This is a genomic window from Mycobacterium sp. BMJ-28, from assembly GCF_054404835.1.
Map to the genome: position 1 here is coordinate 1,176,354 of NZ_CM136783.1, position 20,160 is coordinate 1,196,513.

Sequence of the window (20,160 nt, forward strand, 5' to 3'; positions counted from 1 at the left end):
GGTGCGGTAACGCAGGCATGACCGGACGTCACCGGCTGTGGATGCTGGTGGCGGCCGCACTGCTACTGGCCGCAGATCTCGGGCCGGGGCCGGCACCGACGGATTCCGTCATCGCCGGTCCGTACGCCCGGCTGCTGGCCGCGTCCACCGACCTGGGGGTGTCCAGATCCGGTGCGACGCAACTGACCGTCACGCTGGCCGACGAACACCGCCCGGACGCACTGATCGGGTGGGCGGGCGCCCACGGACTGACCGTGCGCTGGCGGTCCGGAAATGCGTGGGCCATCGTCGAGGGAGCGGCCGACAACCTGTCCCGCGCTTTCGACGTGCCGGTGCACGACTATCTGGGCCGCCGCGGGCAGGTCTTCTACGCCTCCCCGCGACAGCCCGGTGTGCCCACCGAGTTGAACCGCTCGGTGACCGAGGCCGGCCGCATCCTGGGCTACACCCCGCACCACATGGCACGACCCGATCTGCTGCCGTTGGATGTGCCGCGCCAGGGGCTCACCCCGGATGCGCTGCTGACCGCGTACAACGCCGAGCCGCTGGCCGCCGCGGGATTCACCGGCAACGGCGCCACCATCGTGTTCTTCGAATTCGACGGTTACGACCAGAGTGATCTGGACGCCTTCTCCGACATGTCGGCGCTGCCGCGGTTCACCCCGGTGCTGATCGGCGGTCAACCGGGCCCGTCCGGCGGCGAAACCGTGATGGATCTTCAAGTCGCACATGCCATTGCGCCCGATGCCCGGTTGGTGGTGGTCAACGCGCGGCCCACCGTCGAGGGCGACGGCGGCTACGAGAAGGTCGGCCAGTTGTTCGAGGCGGTGGATCAGCAGTTCCCGGGGGCGGTGTGGAGTCTGTCGATCGGGTGGGGTTGTGACCGGCTGCACGGCGCCGCCGACCTCGCCCCGGTGCGTTCGGCGCTGGCCGCCGCGCAACGCCACGGCACCACGGCATTCGACGCGAGCGGTGACAACGGCGGGCTGGAGTGCAAGGGCGGCCCCGACTGGTCCTCGCCCCCGGGCGCCGACGATATCGGCCTCGACGCCGTCGCCTCGCTGCCGGAGATCACCTCCGTCGGCGGCACCACCCTGTCCACCGACGCTCGCGGGCAGTGGCTCGCCGAGCAAGCCTGGGTCGACGTGCCGATGTCGCTGGGGAGCAGCGGAGGGGTGTCGAAACTGTTCGCAGGGCCGGACTTTCAGAGCACCGTGGCGGCCGCGCGAGACGCGAGCCAGCGGCTGGTGCCGGATGTGGCGGCCGTTGCCGACCCATTCACCGGGGTGCGCATCGTGCTGGACGGGCAGCCACGGATCGGTGCGGGCACCTCCCAGGCCGCACCCATCTGGGCGGGGTTGACGGTGTTGATGAATCAATACCTGATCGCGCACGGCGGGCGCGCGCTGGGCGGCGACCTGAACCCACTGCTCTACCAGATCGCCTCGGGCTCAAGGCTGCCCGGCTTCCGCGATGTCAGCCTGGGCGCGAACGCCGTCGACGTCTCGACACCGGGCTACGACCTGGTCACCGGTCTGGGCAGCCCCAACGTCGACAACCTGGTACGTGACCTGCTGGCCGTGCAGACGGGTGCGACCAGACGGTGATCACCGCGGTCTTCCCGGGCCTGCCCCGCGCGCGGCGCACCCCGTTTCTGCTGGCGCTGCTGCTGGTGGTCACGGCGCTGACAACATTCGCGGTGCTGCGCTGGCAGGCACCGATGATCGGCACCGCCGTCGCCGGATTTGCGCTGGTGTTCGGGATGTATGTGCGCACCGGCGATCACCCGGCGCGCGGGCTCGCGGCGACCGCCCTGTTCGGTGCGGTGCTCGGCGTCGGCTGGGCGATCGTGGCGGGGCAGATGGTGGCTCAGGCCTACGATGTCGCGCTGGGCAGCGGGACATCCGTCGGTCATACCGTGCTGGAGGGAATCGCAATCCCGGTCGGCGGCGCCGTCCTGATGCTGCTGCCCGCCGTGGCGGCCCGGCTGGTGCGCGGTCTGGTACGTAATCCGCTGAGCGGCTACGTGTTCGGGGCATTGGGCGCGACGACGTTCACCGTCGCCACCACCGCCACCCGACTGAGCCCGCAGTTGGCGATGGGGGTGAGCACCCGTGAACGGCCGGTGTGGGCGCTGCTTGGCGAAGCGGGCATCCAGGGGATCGCGGCGCCGCTGATGGCCGCCGCGGTCGGCGGGACGGTCGGCGCGGCGCTGGGCTACCAGCGGCACCGCACCGCGGCCGTGGCCGCCAGTGTGCTTGCCGCGGCGGCGCTTTACGGTGGTCTGGGCCTGATCGAGGATGCGCCACTGCCGCAAAGTCTGCAGGTGGGTGCGCATCTGGCGTTGGCGGCACTGGCGTTGCTCGGGGCGCGCACCGTGATGCGGGCCGCCCCGGCACCCGAGCACGCCGAGGCGGCGGCCGACCGCGGGCGGGCCCGCGTGCTGCTGCCCGTCGGTGCGGGCATCGGTATCGCGGCGGTGGTGGCCGCGGCGGTGTCGATCGTGATCACGCCGGTACTGCCGAATTACCGGTGCCCGCCGGATTGCGGGCGGCCGCCGTTGGGCACCCCGGTGGCGACCAACCCGCGGTTCACCGCGAGTGACGGTTCGTTCTCGGTGTCCTATCCCGGCCCGGGGACGGCCTACCAGGCGATCCTCAATCCCGATGGCGTGACTCTGGATTTCGTCGCGGGCGACACCGGCACCCTGGAACTTTTCGGCGAACCGGCCCGCGGCCGCACACCCCGCGTGATCGCCGAAGAGCTGATCGCGCGGAGCTACCCGGACGCCACCGTCGACTACGAGATCCCCAACGCCGCGGTCGGATATCAGCCCGGCTACGGCATCTTCGCCGACGACTACCCGCAGGACTCCACCGGCACCTACACCCGGCTGCGCATCATGGTGGTGGTCGCGGTCAAGAACGACCTCGCCCTGGTGGCCTCCGCGGTGGGGCCCTATCACGAGTTCAGCCCGTCGTTCGGGATCGGGCACCCGTCCGGGGCCAACCTTCAGCTCGCCATGGATATCGGCAAATACGTCAACAGTTTCAGCTGGCGCGGCGACCCGCCGCGCTGAGTCACACCGATGTCAGGATGGGTTCATGACGGTGGTTCTGGTGCATGGCAATCCGGAGACCGACGCGGTGTGGGATCCGCTGGTCGAGGCGCTCGGCCGCGATGACGTGATCAGGTTGTCCCCACCGGGATTCGGTGCGCCGCTGCCCGACGGGTGGGCGGCCACCTATCTGGACTACCGCGATTGGCTGCTGGCGGAGCTGGCCCGCATCGACGGCCCGATCGATCTGGTCGGGCACGATTGGGGTGGAAACCACGTGGTCAACGCGATGATGGAGCGCCCGCAGCTGGTGCGCAGCTGGGCCAGCGACATCATCGGGGTGTTCGACCCGGAGTACGTCTGGCACGAGGCCGCGCAGCTCTGGCAGACCCCAGGCACCGGTGAGCAGTTCGTCGACGCCCTGATCGGCGGGACCGTGCAGGAGCGCGCCGACCGTCTGACCGGGCTGGGCATCACCGGGCCGGTGGCCGCCAAGATCGCCGTAGGGCTCGGACCGCAGATGGGCAGGGCCATCCTCGCCTTGTACCGCTCGGTCCCGGCTCCGGTGCTCGCCGAGGCCGGCCGGCAGCTCGGCAGGGCGGCGGCCCGACCAGGGTTGTGCCTGCTGGCCACCGAAGACCACTACACCGGGTCGCAGGAGATCCGGCGGCGGGCAGCCGAGGCGGCGGGCGCCCGCACCGAGGTGCTCGAGGGGCTGGGGCACTGGTGGATGGTGCAAGATCCGGTGCGTGGCGCCGCGGCGCTGAACCGGTTCTGGGAGTCGCTGGATGCCGAGCCGGTGACAGCATGAATCCAGTTGTCGCACAGGAAGCTATCGGCTGACTCGGCGGCGACGCGCAGCTTGCTGCGGTATGCGAGGATGGCGGTATCTAAAGATGGGATGATGTCATGACTTCACGGATAGTCGTTCGTCGTATCGGCATGACCGCCGGCTGCGCGGCACTCATCGCGCTGGGCGGATTGACCGCCGCGTGCGGGTCGGGTGGCAAGGAGGCTCCCTCCACCACGCCCAGCACGACCACCACGACCACCACCACCTCGGTGACGACGGCGCCGACCGTGGCCCCCACCGAGAAGTCGATCGACCCCAATGGTGGCAATCTGTTCACGCCGAGCGTGTTGGCTCCGCCGGCCCCGACGGAGCCCCCCGGCGTCCACCGCCACGGGGCGTAAGCCGAAAGGATCAGCATCGTGATCTCGCGCAACAACTCCCGCCGGTTGACGGTCGCCGCAAGTGCATTGGCGATCGTCGCGGTGGGTGCTTTCACAGCGGCCTGTGGCAACAGCGGCAAGGAAAGCCCCAGCAGCACAACGACGACCACCACCACGACCACCACGACGACCACGAGCGCGCCCGCCGCCCCGTCGGAGTCGGTGGCGCCGACGGAGAAGTCGATCAACCCGACCGGTGGCAACCTGTTCACCCCGCCGGTGGTGGCGCCGCCGGCCGCGACGGTTCCCGGTGGTCAGCACCCCGGTATCAACGGGATTTCCTGAGCGCCGGAGGCTAACTGAAGTGCGTTACCGGGCGGGGCAGAGGTAGTCCGTCCACGGTGATGTCGACCTTCTCGTTGTAGAACGCGACCAAGCCGGTGATGGCCGCCACCGCGGGCAACGGATAGTCGTATGCCCACGCCAGGTCGGGATGGATGGCGTCCGCAGTGCGGACCGACCAGTACCCCGTCGTGGTGCCCTTGTACGGGCACAGCGTCTCGGTGTCGCTGGGCACCAGATGCTCGAAATGCACGTCGGTGCGGTCGATGTAATACCTTGTCGGCAGCCCGGTTTCGAACAGCAGTACCGGGCTGTGGGTGTCGGCCAGCACGGTACCGTCGAACTCCACCACGACGTGGCGGTGTGAGCGCAGCGCATCGACGCGGCTGTACGGATTGCGTGGATGCCCGACGATTCGCTCGTCCTCCTCGAACCATGTAACGCTGTTCCACTCGAAGCGCACGAATCCGGGGAGCAGGCCGTCGCCGCCCGGGTCGAAGACCCGTGCCGCCGAGGGCACGGTGGTGTCCCCCGCGGCGAGGCCGTGCAGTCGGAAGGGCCCGAATTGGCTGCGCTGCGGATGGTTTTCGTCGACCAGGTGCTCAGCGCGAACATCGGCCAGCGGGATGTAGTACTGCGGGTAGTACGGCAGTTCCCAGACGTACCGTGCCGCGGTCGTGTCGAAGATGAGTGCGCCGTTGCAGAAACCGCGCACCCGCCGCGGGGCCGGTTCGACGCGGCCGCGCTCGGCGGCGTTATGGGGAAAGTCCGGGAGTTCGACAGCCATCCTGCAATTCTGGCAGGTGACTCGGTGACGTCCCGGCTATTCGCCGGCGGTCGGTCCTGCCGAGACGGTCTTGGCCCCCGCGCCCACCGAAGAGTCCGGTCCCGGGTTGCCTGCCTCGCTCGTCGTGGATCCACCGGCGGTGGTGTCTGTCTTGCCGGTCTCGGTCTTCGGGGTGGGAGCCGTGTCTTTCTTGAGGTCCTTGCCGAGGTCCTTCTCGAGATCCTTCTTGAGATCCTCGTCCTTCTTCGGGTCCTCGGACTTGGTGGGCGTCGCCGTGGCCGCGGTGGTGGTGCCGGTCTTCTCGGTGCCGGACGCCTCTTCGGTCTCCTTGGCCGAGACGTCGGTCGGTTGGGTGAGCTTCTTCACCGTGGTGGTCTCGGTGGTGCTTTCCGGTACAACCTCGGTGGGCGTCTTCGCGTCGTGCCCGCTCTTATTCGAATGCACACTCGCAGTGCCGGTTTCGGCATCTTTGGTGACCTCGTCGGCGGTGTCGGCGAGCTTGGCCGTGGAGAGCGTCCTGGCCGCGGTCAAGGCGGTGCCGGCCGGGGCGGAATCGTTGCGGTCAAACGCATCCTGGACGCGGTCGACGACGGCATGCACCGTATTACAGATGGCGGTGGCGATGCGTTTGGTCACGTCGACGATGCCCTGGACCACCGCTCCGGCCACCTTGGCGACCGTCTTGACCACCCACACGGTGGCGTCCACCAGGGCGGTCACCACGCCGACCGCGACATCGACGGCGCCCTTGACGACGGCACCGGCGAATTTCGCCAGGTTGACGATGGCATTGCGGATGAAATCGATGATCGGTCGGCCGTTTTGATCGGCGATGAACTCGCGGATGACATCGACCGCGGGCTTCGCGGTCCAGTCGGTTTCCCAGATACCGAAGTTGTCGCCGTCGCTGCTGGTGCCGGTGTTCAGATCGCGGGTCGAGTAGATGAACATCGGCCCGGTGCCGTCTTGCTGGCTCCAGCTGTTCAGGAAGTCCTTGATGTACGCGGCTTGCTGCTCGGGTGAAATGTACTGATTGGGGAAGTTGGGGTTGTACGGGTCGGTGGGCAGTCCGTACTCGCTGGCCCAGATCTTCAGACCCTCGTCCCCGAATGCCTTCATCAGGTCCCGCATGCGCCAAAGCTGTTGCAGCGGTGAGGCGATCTGCTCGGCCTGCTCGGAGAACTTCATGTCGTACTTGTACGGGTGGAAGGACAACGCGTCGAAGTAGCCGTGGGCGCCAGCGGCGTACATCCCGGCAAGGAATTCCACCGGATTCATGGTCTGCACGGTGCCGTCGTTGCCGTCCAGGGTGCGGCCCGAGCCCAGCACACCGCCGATCACGGTGATGTCATCGCCGGTCACTTGGGTGACGTTCTTGATCGCGGTGTAGGCGGCTTTGAGCAGGGCGGTGTAGCCCGCCGGGTCGACGGGATTGAGGAAGAACTTCGCATTCGGTTCGTTCCAGACCTCGACTGCCGAGATCTTGCCGGCATAGTGCGCGGCCACCTCACCGGCGAACTTGCCGAAGGCCACCGGATCGGGCTGGCCGGACAACACGGGATTTCCTGCCCACCTGGGGGTTTCGTGCAGGACGGCCAGCACGCCCATGCCGCGTTTGTACGCTTGCTGGACGACATAGTCGGTGGCCGTGAAGTCGTACACGCCTTGCTGTCGCTCGATGGTGAACCAGGACAGCCCGATGCGGACGTTCTTCACCCCGATCGACTGCATCATGTCGAGCTGTTTGTCGATTTCCCCTTCGGTGGTCAGCCGCGCCAGGTTCGAATCGGCGAGGCCCACCGTGGTGGAGGAATCATCGATGGCGGCGCTCAGCGTGACGCGAGGCGCCGCCGTCAGTTTCGGATCGGCGTTGCCGCCGATGAAAGCCAAACCGAGCACCGCGACGGCCACCGGGATCATCCGCCGCGAGAACATTCCGAACACGTCTGCCCACATGATCGCTCCCCGACGGGTTTGATAATGACGCCGCCGTAAGTCACCTTAGTGGTTTCTGTGAACGGCGTGTACGGATTCAGCCATCGTCTGCGCCGGCGCGAATTCTGGCGGCCGGGGAGCGGCGAATATTGGCACACAACGCACGGGAATTTGCCGTCAATCTGAATCCACGCGCTATTGCCAAATAAATGGGTTGATCTTGTTCGATCTGACCTTGCCAAAAGTCGTCGACTATTGAATGAACGCGTGTCGCTCCGGACCGCCGGATAAACACCTACCGTTGCGCCATGAGCTTCTACGAAGTCATCGAGACGGTCGGCAAGGTCATCGACGGGATCGGGGTCGCCGTCATCGCCGGCGGAGCTCTGCTGGCAGCCTGCGCCACCGCCGGCCGGATGCTGGGCAAAGCCGGCGACCCGTACCGATTCTTCCGCGAGCAGTTGGGACGGTCCATCCTGCTCGGTCTCGAATTCCTGGTGGCGGCCGACATCATCCGCACGGTCGCGATCACACCGACCTGGCAGAGCGTCGTGGTGCTCGCCGGCATCGTGCTGATCCGCACCTTCCTGAGCTTCTCGCTCGAGGTGGAGATCAGCGGCCGGTGGCCGTGGCAGCAGCGGGTGCCGGCGGACAAGGCGAAACTCCCGGCCGGCGACTAGCCCAGAGCCAACGCGGCGGCCAGCGTCGCCAGTACCTCCAGGTGCTCGTCGACCGTCCGCAGTCCGGCGCCCATGGTGTTGATCGAGAGGTGCGAGGCACCGGCCGCGTTCCACGCGCCGGTTTCGGCGAGGACGTCGTCGGAGTCGCCGCGCCATGTCACGCGCCCCTCCATCCCGATCGCCGATGGATCTCGGCCCGCCTCGATCGCGGCGTGCTCGACCACGGCCATGGCCTCGACGAGCTTCGGCCCGGGCGACATCATCGGGAACCAGCCATCGGCCACCCGGCCGGCCCGGCGGTAGCCGGCAACCGACGCCGAGCCGATCCACACCGGGATGGGCCGCTGCACGGGCAGCGGGGCGAGGCCGGCGCCGGTGACCCGGTGATACCGGCCTTCGAAGGTGACCGACCGCTCGGTCCACAAGCGGCGGAGCACCTCGACCTGTTCGGCCGAGCGTTTGCCGCGATCGTTGAAGTTCTCCCCGAGTGCCTCGTATTCGACTGCGTTCCAGCCGATCCCGACTCCGAGACGTAACCGCCCCCCGCTCAGCAGATCGACCTCGGCGGCCTGTTTGGCCACCAGAGCGGTCTGCCGCTGGGGAAGGATGATCACGCCGGTCACCAATTCGATCGAATGGGTGACCGCTGCGAGATAGCCGAACATCACCAGCGGCTCGTGGAAGGTGGTGTCCACGTCGTAGGGACCTGCCCACCCTTGATGCACGGCCGGATCGGCACCCACCACGTGGTCATAGGCGAGGAGGTGGGTATATCCGAGTTCCTCGACCCGCTCGCCGTAAGCACGCACGGAACCTGGATCGCCGCCCAGTTCCGTCTGCGGGAACACCACTCCGATGCGCATGGCTCGCCTTCCTCCTGATCACGGTTCGTTGTCAGTTCTACGCCGGACCGCCCGGCGGGGGCGCCGATCGTTCGACACGCCGAATTGGAATACAGGTTGCGAATGGCCGGTAAGTCAGAATGTCAGCTGGGCAGGGCCGGGGGTCAGAGAGATTGGGTATGCGTGCGCCGAAGGATGATTTACCCAACCCGTAAATATTCTCGGGCGGTCACCTCGATAATTGTCTCTGTATTGACGTTGTCGCTGCTTTTTGTGGTGCCGACATCGCAACGGCACCGTCCCGTCGGATCCGGGCAAGTGGCGCCGTTGGCGGCGTCGTCATCGACGTTGGGGTTCGCCGACTCCCAGGTCTTTTTCTATAACGACGACCAAGTCGCGCAGACCGTTGCGCGATGGACCGCCAATAACATTCACACCGTCCGAATCGGCATTCCGTGGGCCGCCGTGGAAGCGCAGAAAGGGACGTTCGACTGGACCCGGGCCGACCGCGTCGTGACGGCTGCGGCCGCGGCCAACGTATCGATCATCTGCGCCATCACGTCCAGTCCGCAGTGGGCGGCGGCGGCGGGCTCCATACCACCGCATGGCCGGCCGGCGTCACCGGATGCGTACGGCGATTTCACCGCCCAGGTGGCGCAGCGGTATCGGGGAAAGATCGCCGCATACGAAATCTGGAATGAACCCAATGGCATTATCGGATATCGGCCCTTACCCGATCCTGCGGGTTATACCGATCTTCTCAAGGCGGCCTACCCGAAAATAAAGGCCGTCGATCCTTCGGCGGTGGTAATCGGTGGCGTACTCGGGTCTGGTAAATCGTGGGGAACGTGGACGATCAACCCGGTGACATTTCTGACAAAAATGTATGCCGCTGGCGCGGCCCCGTATTTCGACGCATTGTCCTATCACCCATACAGCTACAACATGAAATTCTCCGACGGGATGTATCAGAGCGATTCCGCGCTCGATCAATTGGTGCGGCTGCGCCAGATCATGCTGGCCAACAATGAGGGCGCGAAGAGCATCTGGGTGACCGAATTCGGTGCCCCCACCAACCGGGTGTCCGAAGCCACCCAAGCGGCTCTGATGTCCGACATGATCAGCAGCTGGCGCCAGCTCCCCTACGGCGGGCCGCTGATGCTCTACACGACGCGCGATCTGAACAGCGGGAGCTGGGCCGACGACGACCGCTTCGGGGTGTATCGCTCGAATTGGACCGCCAAGCCGTCGCAGCAGGTTGTGCAGTCGCCACCGGGTCCCAACGCCGCCTACCCGCGGTTCGCCGCCATCACCGACCCCGCACTGGGCGAGGTGCTCAGTCCGGTCTTCGCGGCGACCTCGAAAGTCTGGGCGCAGCTGCGCACGGCCGGCACACTATGGGAGCTGACGCCGGGACAGTTCGTCTGGTCGCCGGGGCAGGTCGGCGACGTGGCCCGGGCGCGGCGGGTGATCCCGACGACGGCATTCGCGAACGGCTATCAGGATTTCACCGGGAGTACACCCGTTCGAATCTGGTATTCGCCGGCTACCGGGGCGCACTGGGGCAGTAGGGAATTCGTCAAGGCATGGGTTCCCCAACTGGGCCTGGCGACGTCGGACGAGAAGTGGACCGGTGCCAGCACGAGGGTGACGTTCGAGAACGGCTCGATCACCTGGACCCCGTTTGTCGGGGCGAAGGTCTACTTCACCCAGCAACGCTGAGCCTGCGCTTGCCCTGATCCGCGCGCGAGCTGACCGGCCCGCGGGATGCACCGGGCCGGCACCTGGGTACTGGGTGCACCCGGTTCCTTCTGCCCGGCGGCGATCATGCCCGAAGCAAGTTAGCCACGTGAATCGATCAGCAAGCGATACGCCATTGCCGGGATATCCAGGGGCAGCCGTGTGTGGCGCTTTGAAACCGTCGCCATGGCAACCGCAGTTCCGCGCCGATGTGAATGTGCGAAACGATGCCGTTGCGGGCGTCGCAACACCGCGTTGAACCCGTTGAAGTGGCGATATGTCCGGCAATGCGATGAGCGGGCTGCGAGCTGGTGTGGGGCTCGGGTGAAGTTCACTACCCAGCGTCGGTGGACCATGGCAAACCATCAATGGGCGAAGAATTCGACAGGTAGGTCGCGGGATGGTTACGACTATGGATTCGCCAGCAACCGTTGTGGTAACTTCCAAATGCCAACGAAGGCGTTTGCTGAAAGGAGACGGAACATGGAGCGACGTCAGGGACTGGGACGCAAGGCGGTAGCTGCGGTGGCGGTTGCCTGTGGCGGGTTCACCATTGCCATGGGCCTGGCCACCGCTGCGGCGGGGGCCGCGGGCGCGGATTCGCAGCAAAATGTGCTGACCCAGATCGGCAATAAGACCACCCCACTCTCGCAGCGGCTCGGTCAGTTCGGCACCAACCTGCTCGTCAACGGCGGCACGTTCGGCTCGAACGGCCAGATCAATCTCGGCACCGTCGGCACCAACCTGTTGATCAACGGCGGCACCTCGGCCAGTAATGCGCAGCAGCAGTTGGGCACCGCCGGCAGCAGCGCGCAGCAGCAGCTGGGTTCCGCGGCCACGAATGCGGCCAAGGCGATCGGATCCGCACTCGGCGGCTAGCCCGGCGCGCGCCCGACCTACCGGCCCATTGCGCATCTGCGCGGTGGGCCGGTAGCTCGTTGTGGGGAGGGTGGGGGAATCCGGTGGCTCGGGCGCCCTCGCGCGGGTGGGCGTCGACGAACGGACAACGGTGCGTCCGGCCGCCATTTGCTGGCGTGTCGGAAGGAGCGGTCTCGCGACGCACCGGGCCGGTATCCAACCGTGATCTGCCCCGTGGTCGTTTGCCAGTTGTGCAGCTAATGAGTCGCGATGGTTCGGCAGCGTTGGCTGGATGGCCGTCACCTCCGAACGCCAGCCGACCCGCGGTACGAACTAAAAGCTGGTCCACACCAAATTATCGGCAGCGTAAAAACTTGCTGGATTTCGCTCTCGCGCATTCTTCGGACGATCGGCGTCCGGCTCGCCACATCTGCGATTGATTGCCGATGTTCTCGGCGGTCCGACAGCAAATTTTACTGGTGGCGAACAGGTTTCGATCTTCTGCTCCATGGCTACTTTAATTGTGGTTTGACTCACAAACTACGTGCTAGCGTCAGTGGGCCCGTTGGGAATTTGCTGGAGGGAGCAAGAAATGGAGCGCAAGGTGGGGTCTGGAAGACGGGGAATGGTGCGGGTCATCGCGGTGACCGGTACGGCCGCGGCTCTCGCAATCGGTGGCAGCGTGGCGGGGACCGGTACGGCATTCGCCGATTCGTCCCAGAACGTGGTCAACAGCACGGGCAACAAAGTGAGCCCGAATCAGACCATCGGACAGTTCACGACGAATCTGTCGCACAACCTGGGTGTCTTCGGCACCAATCTGCTGGTGAACAGCGGCACCGTCGGATCGAATGCCCAGCAGCAGCTCGGCAAGACGGGGACCAACCTGCTCATCAACGGCGGAACGTTCACCGGCAACCTGACAAAGAACACCGGCCAGTTCGGCGGCAATCTGATCAAGAACATCGGAAAGGCGCTCAGCGGTAAAGGCTGAGCGAGCACCGTTGTACCGAACGGGCGGCACCACTTCGGTGCCGCCCGTTCGGCGTCGGTACGACATCGCATCCCCGCGGTGCTGCCTAGACGGCGAGACTCCTTGCGCCCGTATGCATGTTGAGCCGCCCCGGTACCGACCCGCCACCGCGAAGGCCCGCGGCACCTGCAGGATGGCGGCGCACGTCGTGCCGTCGACGCGACCCTGGACCGCTGGCTCGTCATCGCCAGAACTGGCCCGAAGCCCAGTATTTCGTGCGTGAATTCCAGCGCCGCACGCCCGGTCTGCGGGTGGACGAGATAGTCGGACCGGCCACCGCGGCGGCATTGCACCTTACGGTGCTGTCGCCGGATTAGCCCTGCTCGATGATGTTGCCTTCGCCCGAATGACTGACCGTGGGTGCACCGGTGTGGAAGGCGACGTGGTTGTTGAACCCGGACGCGGTGATGGCCTCGGCCGATTCGACGGTGACGTTGTTCTCGAATCCGGACACGGTCAGACTGACGCAGTGCCCGGTGACGGTGATCCGGTTGTTGGCGCCGCTGATCACCACCACGCTCTCATTGCAGGCGATCGTCCTGATGGCGCCGATGCCCGACACGGTCACCGTGCTGCCGGGTTGCGGAACCGCCTCTGACGGTGCGGCCGGCGGCGCGGCGGTGGGCGCCTCGGCCACCGTGGACCGTCGGCTGGGTGGCTCGCTGGTGATCAGTCCGCCGCCACCGGAGATCCACGGCGAGTCCGTTCTCGCGCTGTCCCGGACCATCATCCACGTCACGATGCCGCTGCCCACGGCGAGAAAGAGGACCGCGATCGGCACGATGAGCATCCACGGCCGCAGCCCGGAAGGCCGTGGGGCAGGGGAGAACCCGGCCGGATACTGATCGGCGTACGGCCATTGCTGGGTCGGTGGGGGCGGAACCGGAGGCGGGTACCCGTAGGCGTCGTATCGCTGCTCGGTGCCCAGTTCGGACGCCCTGGCCATATCGCTGAGCGGCTGCTCCAGCGCCCGGATCCTGGCCTCGGGATCGTCCTGTGGGTTCATCTGCCGATGGTCCCACACCCAAACCTGGCTCGGCGCTACCTGGAGCAGTCCAGGGACACCGTGATCGTCCGCCGCACCACCACCGGGATGAAGGTGTCGTGATCGCCGTGCCCGTCCACCCGCACGAGTCTGGTTTGTTCCTGCGGATTTCGGACACTGGTCACCACACATTGGTCCAGTGGTGCACTCCCGATCCGGTCGACGTTGACGTGGAAACCCTGGGACTCCAGGACCCCGATCGTCGCGACCGGTGTATCGGCGGCCGCCGGGGCCGCGGTGGCCAGCGCGCCGAGGGCGGCCAGCGTGGCGAAGAAGATGGTACGCATACCCAAGACACGGCCCCGGTGCGGAAACGGTTCAAACACAACGAAAACCCGGCCGGAGTGACTCCGGCCGGGTCCTCGTTGCGCGCCCTATGCCGGGACCGGGAGACGCTCCGATCCCGGCTCTTCGGCGCGCGCGCCATGTGCGTCGTCGACCATGGTGAGCTCGTCGAACGGTGCATCGCCGCGAAGCACGGCGTCGACCCGGGCCCGGTCGATGGTCTTGGTCCACGATCCGACGAGGACGGTGGCGACGGCGTTTCCGGAGAAGTTGGTGACCGCGCGCGCCTCAGACATGAAGCGGTCGATACCGACGATCAGGCCGACACCGTCGAGCAGGTCGGGGCGGTGGCTCTGCAGGCCGCCGGCCAGGGTGGCCATGCCCGCACCGCTGACGCCCGCCGCACCCTTGGAGGCGACGATCATGAACAGCAGCAGGGACAGCTGCTCCCCGATGGCCAACGGCCGGCCCATCGCATCGGCGATGAACAGGGATGCCATGGTCAGGTAGATCGCGGTGCCGTCCAGGTTGAACGAGTACCCGGTGGGCACCACCACGCCGACGGTGCTGCGGTCCACACCCAGGTGCTCCATCTTGGCGATCAGCCGCGGCAGCGCCGACTCCGAGGACGAGGTGGAGAAGATCAGCAGGTATTCGCGGGCCAGATAACGCACCAGCTTGAAGATCGACACACCCGACACGGCCCGCATCAGCACACCGAGCACGCCGAACACGAACACGATGCAGGTGAGGTAGAACCCGAGCATCAGGGCCAACAGTTGGGTGACCGCGCTCCAGCCGGTCTGGCCGACCACGTTGGCGATGGCGCCGAACGCGCCGATCGGAGCCAGCCACAGGATCATGGTGAGCACCTTGAACACCAGCTTCTGCAGATGTTCGATGCCGCGCAGAATCGGCTCACCCGCGGTTCCCATCGCCTGCAGTGCAAACCCGACCAGCAGCGCAACGAACAAGGCCTGCAACACATTTCCCTCGGTGAGGGAGGAGAGCAAGGTGGTCGGGATGATATGGGTGACGAAGTCCATCAGGCCGCCGGCCTCGTGTGCCTTCTCCGCCAGCGCGGCGCCCTGGCCGGCCGACTTCTCCGACAGGTGCATCCCCGACCCGGGCTTGAGCAGGTTGCCGACGACCAACCCGATGCCCAGTGCGATGGTCGACATGACCAGGAAGTAGACGAACGCCAGGCCGCCGACCCGGCCGACCGTGGCGGCTTTGCGGACCGACCCGATGCCCAGCACGATGGTGCAGAAGATGACCGGCGCGATCATCATCTTGATCAGGCTGACGAACCAGGTGCCGAGGATGCCGACGTCCTTGCCGACAGAGGGGGCGAGGAGGCCGACAGCGACGCCGATCACGACGGCGGCGATGACGGCGATGTAGAGCCAGTGGGTGCGGTCCCGCCGCTTGGCGGGCGTGTCCGTGGAGGAGGTCATGTAAGGATGTTCGGCGAGGACGTGACCGGGGTCACGTTTTAGTTCATTTCGTTCAGGGGGTCGCGATGCGCAGGTGGTGGCCCCAGTCACTGGCCGGGCAGGCGATCGCCCTGCAGATCCTGGTGGTGGCAGTGGTGGTGCTGGCCGGCACGGGGCTGGCGTTGGTCGACGCCCGCCGGGACGGCGATGAAGCCGCCCGTCAGCAGGTCATCGGTATCGCCACCGCGCTCGCGGACGCGCCGTCCACCGTGTCGGCCATCGAATCCGGTTCGGCCACAAAGATCTTGCAGCCGATGACCGAGGCGGTCCGTAGGGCCACCGGCATCGCCTTCATCACCATCATGGCGCCAGACGGGATCCGGTTCACCCATACCGATCCCTCCCAGATCGGCGGGCACTACCTGGGCACCCTGGAACCCGCGCGCCGCGGTGAATCGTTCACCGAGGTCTACACCGGCACCCTGGGCCCGTCGATCCGGGCGGTCGCCCCGGTGCGCGGATCCGACGGCCGGGTCGTCGGAATGGTGTCGGCGGGTATCACCCGGCAGACGCTGGCGCAGCGCTGGCGGTCGCAGATCCCGATCATCGCCGCGGTCACCGCCGCGGCGCTGGGCATTTCGCTGCTCGGTGCGTGGGCCATCCGGCGCAGGTTGCTGCGGCAGACCCGCGGACTGCGGCCCGACGAGCTGAGGGTGATGTACGACCACCACGATGCCGTGCTGCATTCGGTGTCGGAGGGCTTGATCGTGCTCGACGGCGGCGGCGTGGCCCTGGTCAACGACGAGGCGCGTCGGCTGCTGGGCTTGCCGGACGGACCGGTGACCCATGCCGACCTGCCGGAATTCCTGCGCAGTCATGATCCGGGGGTGCGCGACGAGTTACAGGTCACCGACGACCGGGTGCTGGTGGTCAACCGGGCCGGGGTGGCGGGCAGGCGGGGCAGCGAGGTGGTCACCATCCGGGACCGCACCGAATTACAGGGCGCGCTGGGCGAACTCAGCTCGTTGAAGGTGCTCACCGATTCGCTGCGGGCCCAGGCCCACGAGCAGGCCAACAAATTGCACACCGTCATCACCATGGTGGAGATGGGCCGGCCGCAAGAGGCCGTCGCGGTGGCGACCAGGGAGCTGGAGCTCTCGCAGCACCTCGTCGACCGATTGTCACAGTCGGTCGTGGAACCGGCCCTGGTGGCATTGCTGCTGGGCAAATCGGCCCAAGCCGACGAGCGGGGAATCGCGCTGACCATCACCGAGGACACCCACTTGCCCGCGGATACCCCGTTGACCGGGCAGGAGATCGTCACGGTGCTGGGTAATCTCATCGACAATGCGCTGGACGCCTGCGACCGCGACGAACCATGGGTCGAGGTGACGGTGAGCCAGGATGACGAGGCCCTGACGATCCGCGTCGCCGACAGCGGGGCCGGGATGGATCCACAGACCTTCGAGCGCGCCATGCAGCGCGGGTATTCGACGAAAGGCGATGCGGCCGGCCACGGGCTCGGCCTGGCGCTGGTGGCCCAGGTGGTCAAGCGCCGCGGCGGCACGCTGACCGCCGAGGTCACCTACGGCTCGGTCGTCACCGTGCGGCTGCCGCGATGATCACCGTTCTGGTCGTCGAGGACGATCCGCTGATCGCCGAGGCGCACCGCACGTATCTCGGCCGCCTCGAAGGGTTTTCGGTGGTCGCCGTGGCGCACACCGCACGCGATGCGATGCGGGCGGCGGCCGAGGCGCAGCCACCCATCGACCTGGTGTTGCTGGACCTCGGCCTGCCGGACGCCAGCGGTATCGCGCTGGCCTCGGGACTGTCCGGGCTGGCGCCCGCCCCCGACATCATCGTGATCACCTCCGAGCGGGACCTGGAGATGGTGCGGGCCGCGGTCGCGCACGGGGCGCTGGCGTATCTGCTCAAACCGTTCACCTTCGCCGCCTTCCGGGACAGGCTGGAGCGCTACCGCCGCTACCGCAGCGCCCTGCCCGCAGGCACCGAGGCGGCCAGCCAGGCCGAGGTGGACCGCGCCTTCGCCGAGCTACGGGTCGCCACCGACAAGACGGTCACTCCCAAGGGGATTGCGCCGCAGACCACCGATGAGATCGCCAGGGTGGTGCGGGACAGTCCGCAGGGCCTGACCGCCGACCAGGTGGCCGGCCAGGTCGGGGTGTCGCGGGTGACGGCGTGGCGCTACCTGGAACGGCTCGCAGACGACGGGACCGTCACGCGGGGCACCGACTACGGAAAGGCCGGCCGGCCCAAGACCCGCTATCAATGGCGCTGATGTTTGTGGTGGCGGAAAAGCGTCACGGCTTGGCAAAGAAATCGCGTGTCGACAGCAAATGGCAAATTCGCGAATTATGATTCTGCGAATTGGTGTCCGGGAGGATTGCTGTGGGCTTGACGAAGGTGCGTGCATGGTTCGCGTTTCCGCTCGTGGCGGTCGTCTCGGGAGCCGTCGGAATGGCCGTCCCGGCGCAGGCGGCGCCCGAATCCACCGCCGACGCGCGCACGGTCACGGTCAATACCGGCAGCTTCGACCTGAATGTCCGGTCGGCGCCGTCGGCGACTAGCCAGAAAGTCGGCACCGTCGCCGATCATTCGCGCGTGGTGATCACCTGTTATGCCCGCGGCGCGGTGTTCTCGGGCGGGCCGTACCAGTTGCGCAGCGACCTGTGGAACCGGCTGGACAGCGGTGGCTTCGTCACCGACACGATGCTGGACACCGGCTCCAACGACCCGGTGGTCCCACCGTGTGCCACCGAATCGGCGCGGCTCAGCTCGGCGCGGGCCACCGGCCGCAAGGCGCAGGCGAATCCCGGCCGCGATGGCACCGACACCTGGGCGGCGCTGGAGAAGTGGTACTTCACCTCAGGTGAGCGGTTCTATCCGGCGGTCACCGCCACACCCGCGGATCTGGCAGGTTCGGCCAGGTCGGCGGGCTGGACGGTGGTCGACGATCCGCAACCCCGGGCCCTGGTCGTGATCCCCGGCGGGCAGCTCGATGCTCCGCCGGCAGGCCACGTCGCGTGGGTGGACTCGACGGCCAAACGTTCCGACGGCACCTACCTGACGCTCACCGAGATGGGCGGGCCGGGGCGTGGCCCGAACACCTGGTCGGCCCGCACCGTCAAGGCGCAGAAGGGTCTGTCCTTCGTGCTGCTGCCGTGACCGCGCAGCTAATTTGACAGCAATGTCAATATGGGGGCGCTCGCCTGCCGCCGCGATCGCCCCGATGTGACACGCAGTTTGCTGGTCGGCCGCTGTGATTTGGCGCTCATTTTTCCCGGCGGCGGCGGGTGCACGCGCTGTGACGGGTGGGGCGACGGCCTTTTCGGGCGATTGCCGCATCGGCATCATCGCAGATGACATGTGGTCCGTCGAGTTGCTAACAATAGGTCACAACTGTATAACAAATGGTTTCCTAAGCGGTGTCTGAGAGGTTGACGGCAGATCAACGCGGGGTGCCGTGCGAACCTTCGTTCGATGTCCCCATCCGTCGCTAGACTCGATTGCGAACGCGCCATCCTCGGCGCATTGCGACTGAATCTAGTGCCGGTGCCTTTATACCGGCGGAGGTGTCGAAGATAATGGCAAGTGTTTTTGTGCGCGCAAATGATGCCGCGGTGAACGACTCCCGGACCGCCTTCGCGGGATCGGTGCAGATCGCCCGCGGTGCCATCGCGGACGTTGCCGCCAACTCCAGCACCATCGTGGTGGCCAACCACTGCGACGATTCCGTCACCGTGGTGCGCCCCGACACCGTCGCCGGCCCCGGCCTGGTGGCCGTGCAGGGTGAGCCCGCCGCCGTCGCCCTTGCCGATGACCGTGCCTACGTGCTCACCAGCACCGCCGAGGTCGACGCGGTCGTCGTCGTGGACACCGCCGCCAACACCGTGCTGGCCACCTACCCGCTCGCCTTCACGGCCACCGCGATCGAGGTCAGCCCCGACGGAAAGCGCGCCTACGTCGCGCGCACCGGTGACGACCACGTCGACATCGCGGTGATCGACACCACCGCCGAGCGGGTCGGCACCATCGACATCCCCGCCGGTGTCGGCGCCTCCATCGACGGCCTTCGCATCGCCCCGTCCGGACACACGCTGTACGCGGCCGTCACCACCGTCGCGGGCAGCCGTCTGCTGATGATCGACACCGAGACCGCCCGGGTCCGCAAGACGCTGTCGATCGGCGCGCCGATCCGCGACCTCGCCGTCACCAAGACCGCCGCATACGTGCTGACCTCGGACATCACCGCCCTCGGCGCGATCGCCGTGGTCGATCTGGCCGGCTTCACCGTCAGCCGCACCATCGCGGCCGGCTCGCTGCCCATCCAGATGGAACTGTCGGCGGACGGCTCGCGTGCCTACGTCGTGGACTACGACCAGGTGGCCGTGCTGTGCACCGTCACCAACGACGTGCTGGAGACCATCACGGTGGGTTCACGGCCGACGGCCGTGGCGCTGAACAACCAGGGTGACCGGCTCTACGTCGCCGACGTCGACGGCCAGATCACCGCGTTCCGGGTGACACCGCCCTCGCCGACCTACTCGCCGTTCGAGCCGGTGGGCTTCGCCAGGGCGCGCGAGCTGGAGCCGGTCGGCGTCTAACTGCCGTTGATCGACCGGTTGCAGTCCAGCGTCACCGAGATCGACTGGCTGACGGTCTGCTGCACCAGCACCCGCTCGTCACTACCCGGCCCGACATAGGGCACCCACTGCTTGATGGTGTTGGGGTTGCGCACATTGGTGACCACACACTGGCTCATCGGCAGCGTGCCGGTGCGGTCGATGTTGACGGTGTAGCCCTCGGATTGCAGGCGATCGATGGTCTCCTGCGCGGTTTCCTCGGCGACGGCGACGCCCGTCGGAAGGACGATCGCGGCGCATGCCGCCGCGGCGGGCAGTAACCATCTCATGGGCATATGTCCA

General features: G+C 66.9%; 19 protein-coding genes and 1 pseudogene. 12 read left to right on the forward strand and 8 right to left on the reverse strand.

All coding sequences use genetic code 11. The annotated features are described in order from the left end of the window. The first annotated feature begins 17 nt into the window (after window positions 1–17). The 3 genes from ACXPWS_RS05870 to ACXPWS_RS05880 are packed head-to-tail and all read left to right on the forward strand — an operon-like array spanning window position 18 to window position 3,869. Window positions 18–1,607, forward strand: a complete 1,590-nt coding sequence (locus ACXPWS_RS05870; protein WP_458711543.1) for a S53 family peptidase — start codon at window positions 18–20, stop codon at window positions 1,605–1,607. After that, window positions 1,604–3,079 carry a zinc ribbon domain-containing protein gene (locus ACXPWS_RS05875; RefSeq protein WP_458711544.1) on the forward strand — a complete coding sequence of 492 codons (1,476 nt, stop codon included), beginning with the start codon at window positions 1,604–1,606 and terminating at the stop codon, window positions 3,077–3,079. The genes ACXPWS_RS05870 and ACXPWS_RS05875 overlap by 4 nt, the downstream gene beginning before the upstream one ends. 25 nt (window positions 3,080–3,104) lie before the next feature. Continuing rightward, window positions 3,105–3,869 carry an alpha/beta fold hydrolase gene (locus ACXPWS_RS05880; RefSeq protein ID WP_458711545.1) on the forward strand — a complete coding sequence of 255 codons (765 nt, stop codon included), beginning with the start codon at window positions 3,105–3,107 and terminating at the stop codon, window positions 3,867–3,869. Between the two features lie 79 nt (window positions 3,870–3,948). Here the strand turns inward: ACXPWS_RS05880 and ACXPWS_RS05885 are convergent, their stop codons facing one another. The 3 genes from ACXPWS_RS05885 to ACXPWS_RS05895 form a co-directional block, all read right to left on the reverse strand. Further along, window positions 3,949–4,479, reverse strand: a complete 531-nt coding sequence (locus tag ACXPWS_RS05885; protein ID WP_458711546.1) for a hypothetical protein — start codon at window positions 4,477–4,479, stop codon at window positions 3,949–3,951. A gap of 107 nt (window positions 4,480–4,586) precedes the next feature. Further along, entirely contained in the window at window positions 4,587–5,360 is a 774-nt protein-coding gene (locus tag ACXPWS_RS05890) for a DUF427 domain-containing protein (RefSeq protein WP_458711547.1), read from the reverse strand. Between the two features lie 36 nt (window positions 5,361–5,396). Then, entirely contained in the window at window positions 5,397–7,316 is a 1,920-nt protein-coding gene (locus tag ACXPWS_RS05895; protein WP_458711548.1) for a cellulase family glycosylhydrolase, read from the reverse strand. A gap of 287 nt (window positions 7,317–7,603) precedes the next feature. On the opposite strand from ACXPWS_RS05895, the gene ACXPWS_RS05900 reads away from it, so the two are divergent. Then, the gene (locus tag ACXPWS_RS05900) at window positions 7,604–7,975 is read left to right on the forward strand and encodes a DUF1622 domain-containing protein (protein WP_458711549.1); all 372 of its coding nucleotides are present in this window, start codon (window positions 7,604–7,606) and stop codon (window positions 7,973–7,975) included. Here ACXPWS_RS05900 and ACXPWS_RS05905 read toward each other — a convergent pair. Beyond that, window positions 7,972–8,838: an LLM class F420-dependent oxidoreductase gene (locus tag ACXPWS_RS05905; protein ID WP_458711550.1), complete on the reverse strand. Its 867-nt coding sequence runs from the start codon at window positions 8,836–8,838 to the stop codon at window positions 7,972–7,974. The genes ACXPWS_RS05900 and ACXPWS_RS05905 overlap by 4 nt on opposite strands. Before the next feature lie 102 nt (window positions 8,839–8,940). On the opposite strand from ACXPWS_RS05905, the gene ACXPWS_RS05910 reads away from it, so the two are divergent. The 4 genes and pseudogenes from ACXPWS_RS05910 to ACXPWS_RS05925 all read left to right on the forward strand — a co-directional run. Then, the gene (locus ACXPWS_RS05910) at window positions 8,941–10,539 is read left to right on the forward strand and encodes a cellulase family glycosylhydrolase (protein ID WP_458713424.1); all 1,599 of its coding nucleotides are present in this window, start codon (window positions 8,941–8,943) and stop codon (window positions 10,537–10,539) included. A 501-nt stretch (window positions 10,540–11,040) separates the two neighbouring features. Continuing rightward, window positions 11,041–11,436 (forward strand): hypothetical protein, encoded by a 396-nt coding sequence (locus ACXPWS_RS05915; protein ID WP_458711551.1) that lies wholly within the window; start codon window positions 11,041–11,043, stop codon window positions 11,434–11,436. 571 nt (window positions 11,437–12,007) lie between these two features. Next, window positions 12,008–12,409 carry a hypothetical protein gene (locus tag ACXPWS_RS05920; RefSeq protein ID WP_458711552.1) on the forward strand — a complete coding sequence of 134 codons (402 nt, stop codon included), beginning with the start codon at window positions 12,008–12,010 and terminating at the stop codon, window positions 12,407–12,409. Window positions 12,410–12,660: 251 nt separating this feature from the next. Continuing rightward, window positions 12,661–12,765, forward strand: a pseudogene (locus tag ACXPWS_RS05925) (peptidoglycan-binding domain-containing protein); the annotation flags it as partial. Here ACXPWS_RS05925 and ACXPWS_RS05930 read toward each other — a convergent pair. The 3 genes from ACXPWS_RS05930 to ACXPWS_RS05940 all read right to left on the reverse strand — a co-directional run bounded on the left by ACXPWS_RS05930 (window position 12,762) and on the right by ACXPWS_RS05940 (window position 15,235). Next, window positions 12,762–13,454, reverse strand: coding sequence for a DUF3060 domain-containing protein (locus ACXPWS_RS05930; protein ID WP_458711553.1), 693 nt, complete (start codon window positions 13,452–13,454; stop codon window positions 12,762–12,764). The pseudogene ACXPWS_RS05925 and the gene ACXPWS_RS05930 overlap by 4 nt on opposite strands. A gap of 35 nt (window positions 13,455–13,489) precedes the next feature. After that, a complete protein-coding gene (locus ACXPWS_RS05935; RefSeq protein WP_458711554.1) occupies window positions 13,490–13,780 on the reverse strand; it encodes a hypothetical protein in 291 nt (96 codons plus the stop codon). Between the two features lie 87 nt (window positions 13,781–13,867). After that, window positions 13,868–15,235, reverse strand: coding sequence for a cation:dicarboxylate symporter family transporter (locus ACXPWS_RS05940; protein WP_458711555.1), 1,368 nt, complete (start codon window positions 15,233–15,235; stop codon window positions 13,868–13,870). A gap of 65 nt (window positions 15,236–15,300) precedes the next feature. On the opposite strand from ACXPWS_RS05940, the gene ACXPWS_RS05945 reads away from it, so the two are divergent. The 4 genes from ACXPWS_RS05945 (at window position 15,301) to ACXPWS_RS05960 (ending at window position 19,839) form a co-directional block, all read left to right on the forward strand. After that, a complete protein-coding gene (locus ACXPWS_RS05945) occupies window positions 15,301–16,836 on the forward strand; it encodes a sensor histidine kinase (protein ID WP_458711556.1) in 1,536 nt (511 codons plus the stop codon). Then, window positions 16,833–17,513, forward strand: coding sequence for a response regulator (locus ACXPWS_RS05950; RefSeq protein ID WP_458711557.1), 681 nt, complete (start codon window positions 16,833–16,835; stop codon window positions 17,511–17,513). The genes ACXPWS_RS05945 and ACXPWS_RS05950 overlap by 4 nt, the downstream gene beginning before the upstream one ends. A gap of 152 nt (window positions 17,514–17,665) precedes the next feature. After that, on the forward strand, window positions 17,666–18,400 hold the full coding sequence (locus tag ACXPWS_RS05955) for an amidase (protein ID WP_458711558.1): 735 nt from the start codon (window positions 17,666–17,668) through the stop codon (window positions 18,398–18,400). Window positions 18,401–18,855: 455 nt separating this feature from the next. Then, a complete protein-coding gene (locus ACXPWS_RS05960) occupies window positions 18,856–19,839 on the forward strand; it encodes a YncE family protein (protein WP_458711559.1) in 984 nt (327 codons plus the stop codon). Here the strand turns inward: ACXPWS_RS05960 and ACXPWS_RS05965 are convergent. Further along, window positions 19,836–20,147: a hypothetical protein gene (locus tag ACXPWS_RS05965; protein WP_458711560.1), complete on the reverse strand. Its 312-nt coding sequence runs from the start codon at window positions 20,145–20,147 to the stop codon at window positions 19,836–19,838. The genes ACXPWS_RS05960 and ACXPWS_RS05965 overlap by 4 nt on opposite strands. Between the last annotated feature and the right edge of the window lie 13 nt (window positions 20,148–20,160).

Coding starts and splice junctions, on each gene's coding strand:
- ACXPWS_RS05870 (WP_458711543.1), top strand. CDS start 18: ATGACCGGACGTCACCGGCTGTGGATGCTGGTGGCGGCCGCACTGCTA.
- ACXPWS_RS05880 (WP_458711545.1), top strand. CDS start 3,105: ATGACGGTGGTTCTGGTGCATGGCAATCCGGAGACCGACGCGGTGTGG.
- ACXPWS_RS05890 (WP_458711547.1), bottom strand. CDS start 5,360: ATGGCTGTCGAACTCCCGGACTTTCCCCATAACGCCGCCGAGCGCGGC.
- ACXPWS_RS05895 (WP_458711548.1), bottom strand. CDS start 7,316: ATGTGGGCAGACGTGTTCGGAATGTTCTCGCGGCGGATGATCCCGGTG.
- ACXPWS_RS05900 (WP_458711549.1), top strand. CDS start 7,604: ATGAGCTTCTACGAAGTCATCGAGACGGTCGGCAAGGTCATCGACGGG.
- ACXPWS_RS05905 (WP_458711550.1), bottom strand. CDS start 8,838: ATGCGCATCGGAGTGGTGTTCCCGCAGACGGAACTGGGCGGCGATCCA.
- ACXPWS_RS05910 (WP_458713424.1), top strand. CDS start 8,941: ATGGCCGGTAAGTCAGAATGTCAGCTGGGCAGGGCCGGGGGTCAGAGA.
- ACXPWS_RS05915 (WP_458711551.1), top strand. CDS start 11,041: ATGGAGCGACGTCAGGGACTGGGACGCAAGGCGGTAGCTGCGGTGGCG.
- ACXPWS_RS05920 (WP_458711552.1), top strand. CDS start 12,008: ATGGAGCGCAAGGTGGGGTCTGGAAGACGGGGAATGGTGCGGGTCATC.
- ACXPWS_RS05930 (WP_458711553.1), bottom strand. CDS start 13,454: ATGAACCCACAGGACGATCCCGAGGCCAGGATCCGGGCGCTGGAGCAG.
- ACXPWS_RS05935 (WP_458711554.1), bottom strand. CDS start 13,780: ATGCGTACCATCTTCTTCGCCACGCTGGCCGCCCTCGGCGCGCTGGCC.
- ACXPWS_RS05940 (WP_458711555.1), bottom strand. CDS start 15,235: ATGACCTCCTCCACGGACACGCCCGCCAAGCGGCGGGACCGCACCCAC.
- ACXPWS_RS05945 (WP_458711556.1), top strand. CDS start 15,301: ATGCGCAGGTGGTGGCCCCAGTCACTGGCCGGGCAGGCGATCGCCCTG.
- ACXPWS_RS05950 (WP_458711557.1), top strand. CDS start 16,833: ATGATCACCGTTCTGGTCGTCGAGGACGATCCGCTGATCGCCGAGGCG.
- ACXPWS_RS05965 (WP_458711560.1), bottom strand. CDS start 20,147: ATGAGATGGTTACTGCCCGCCGCGGCGGCATGCGCCGCGATCGTCCTT.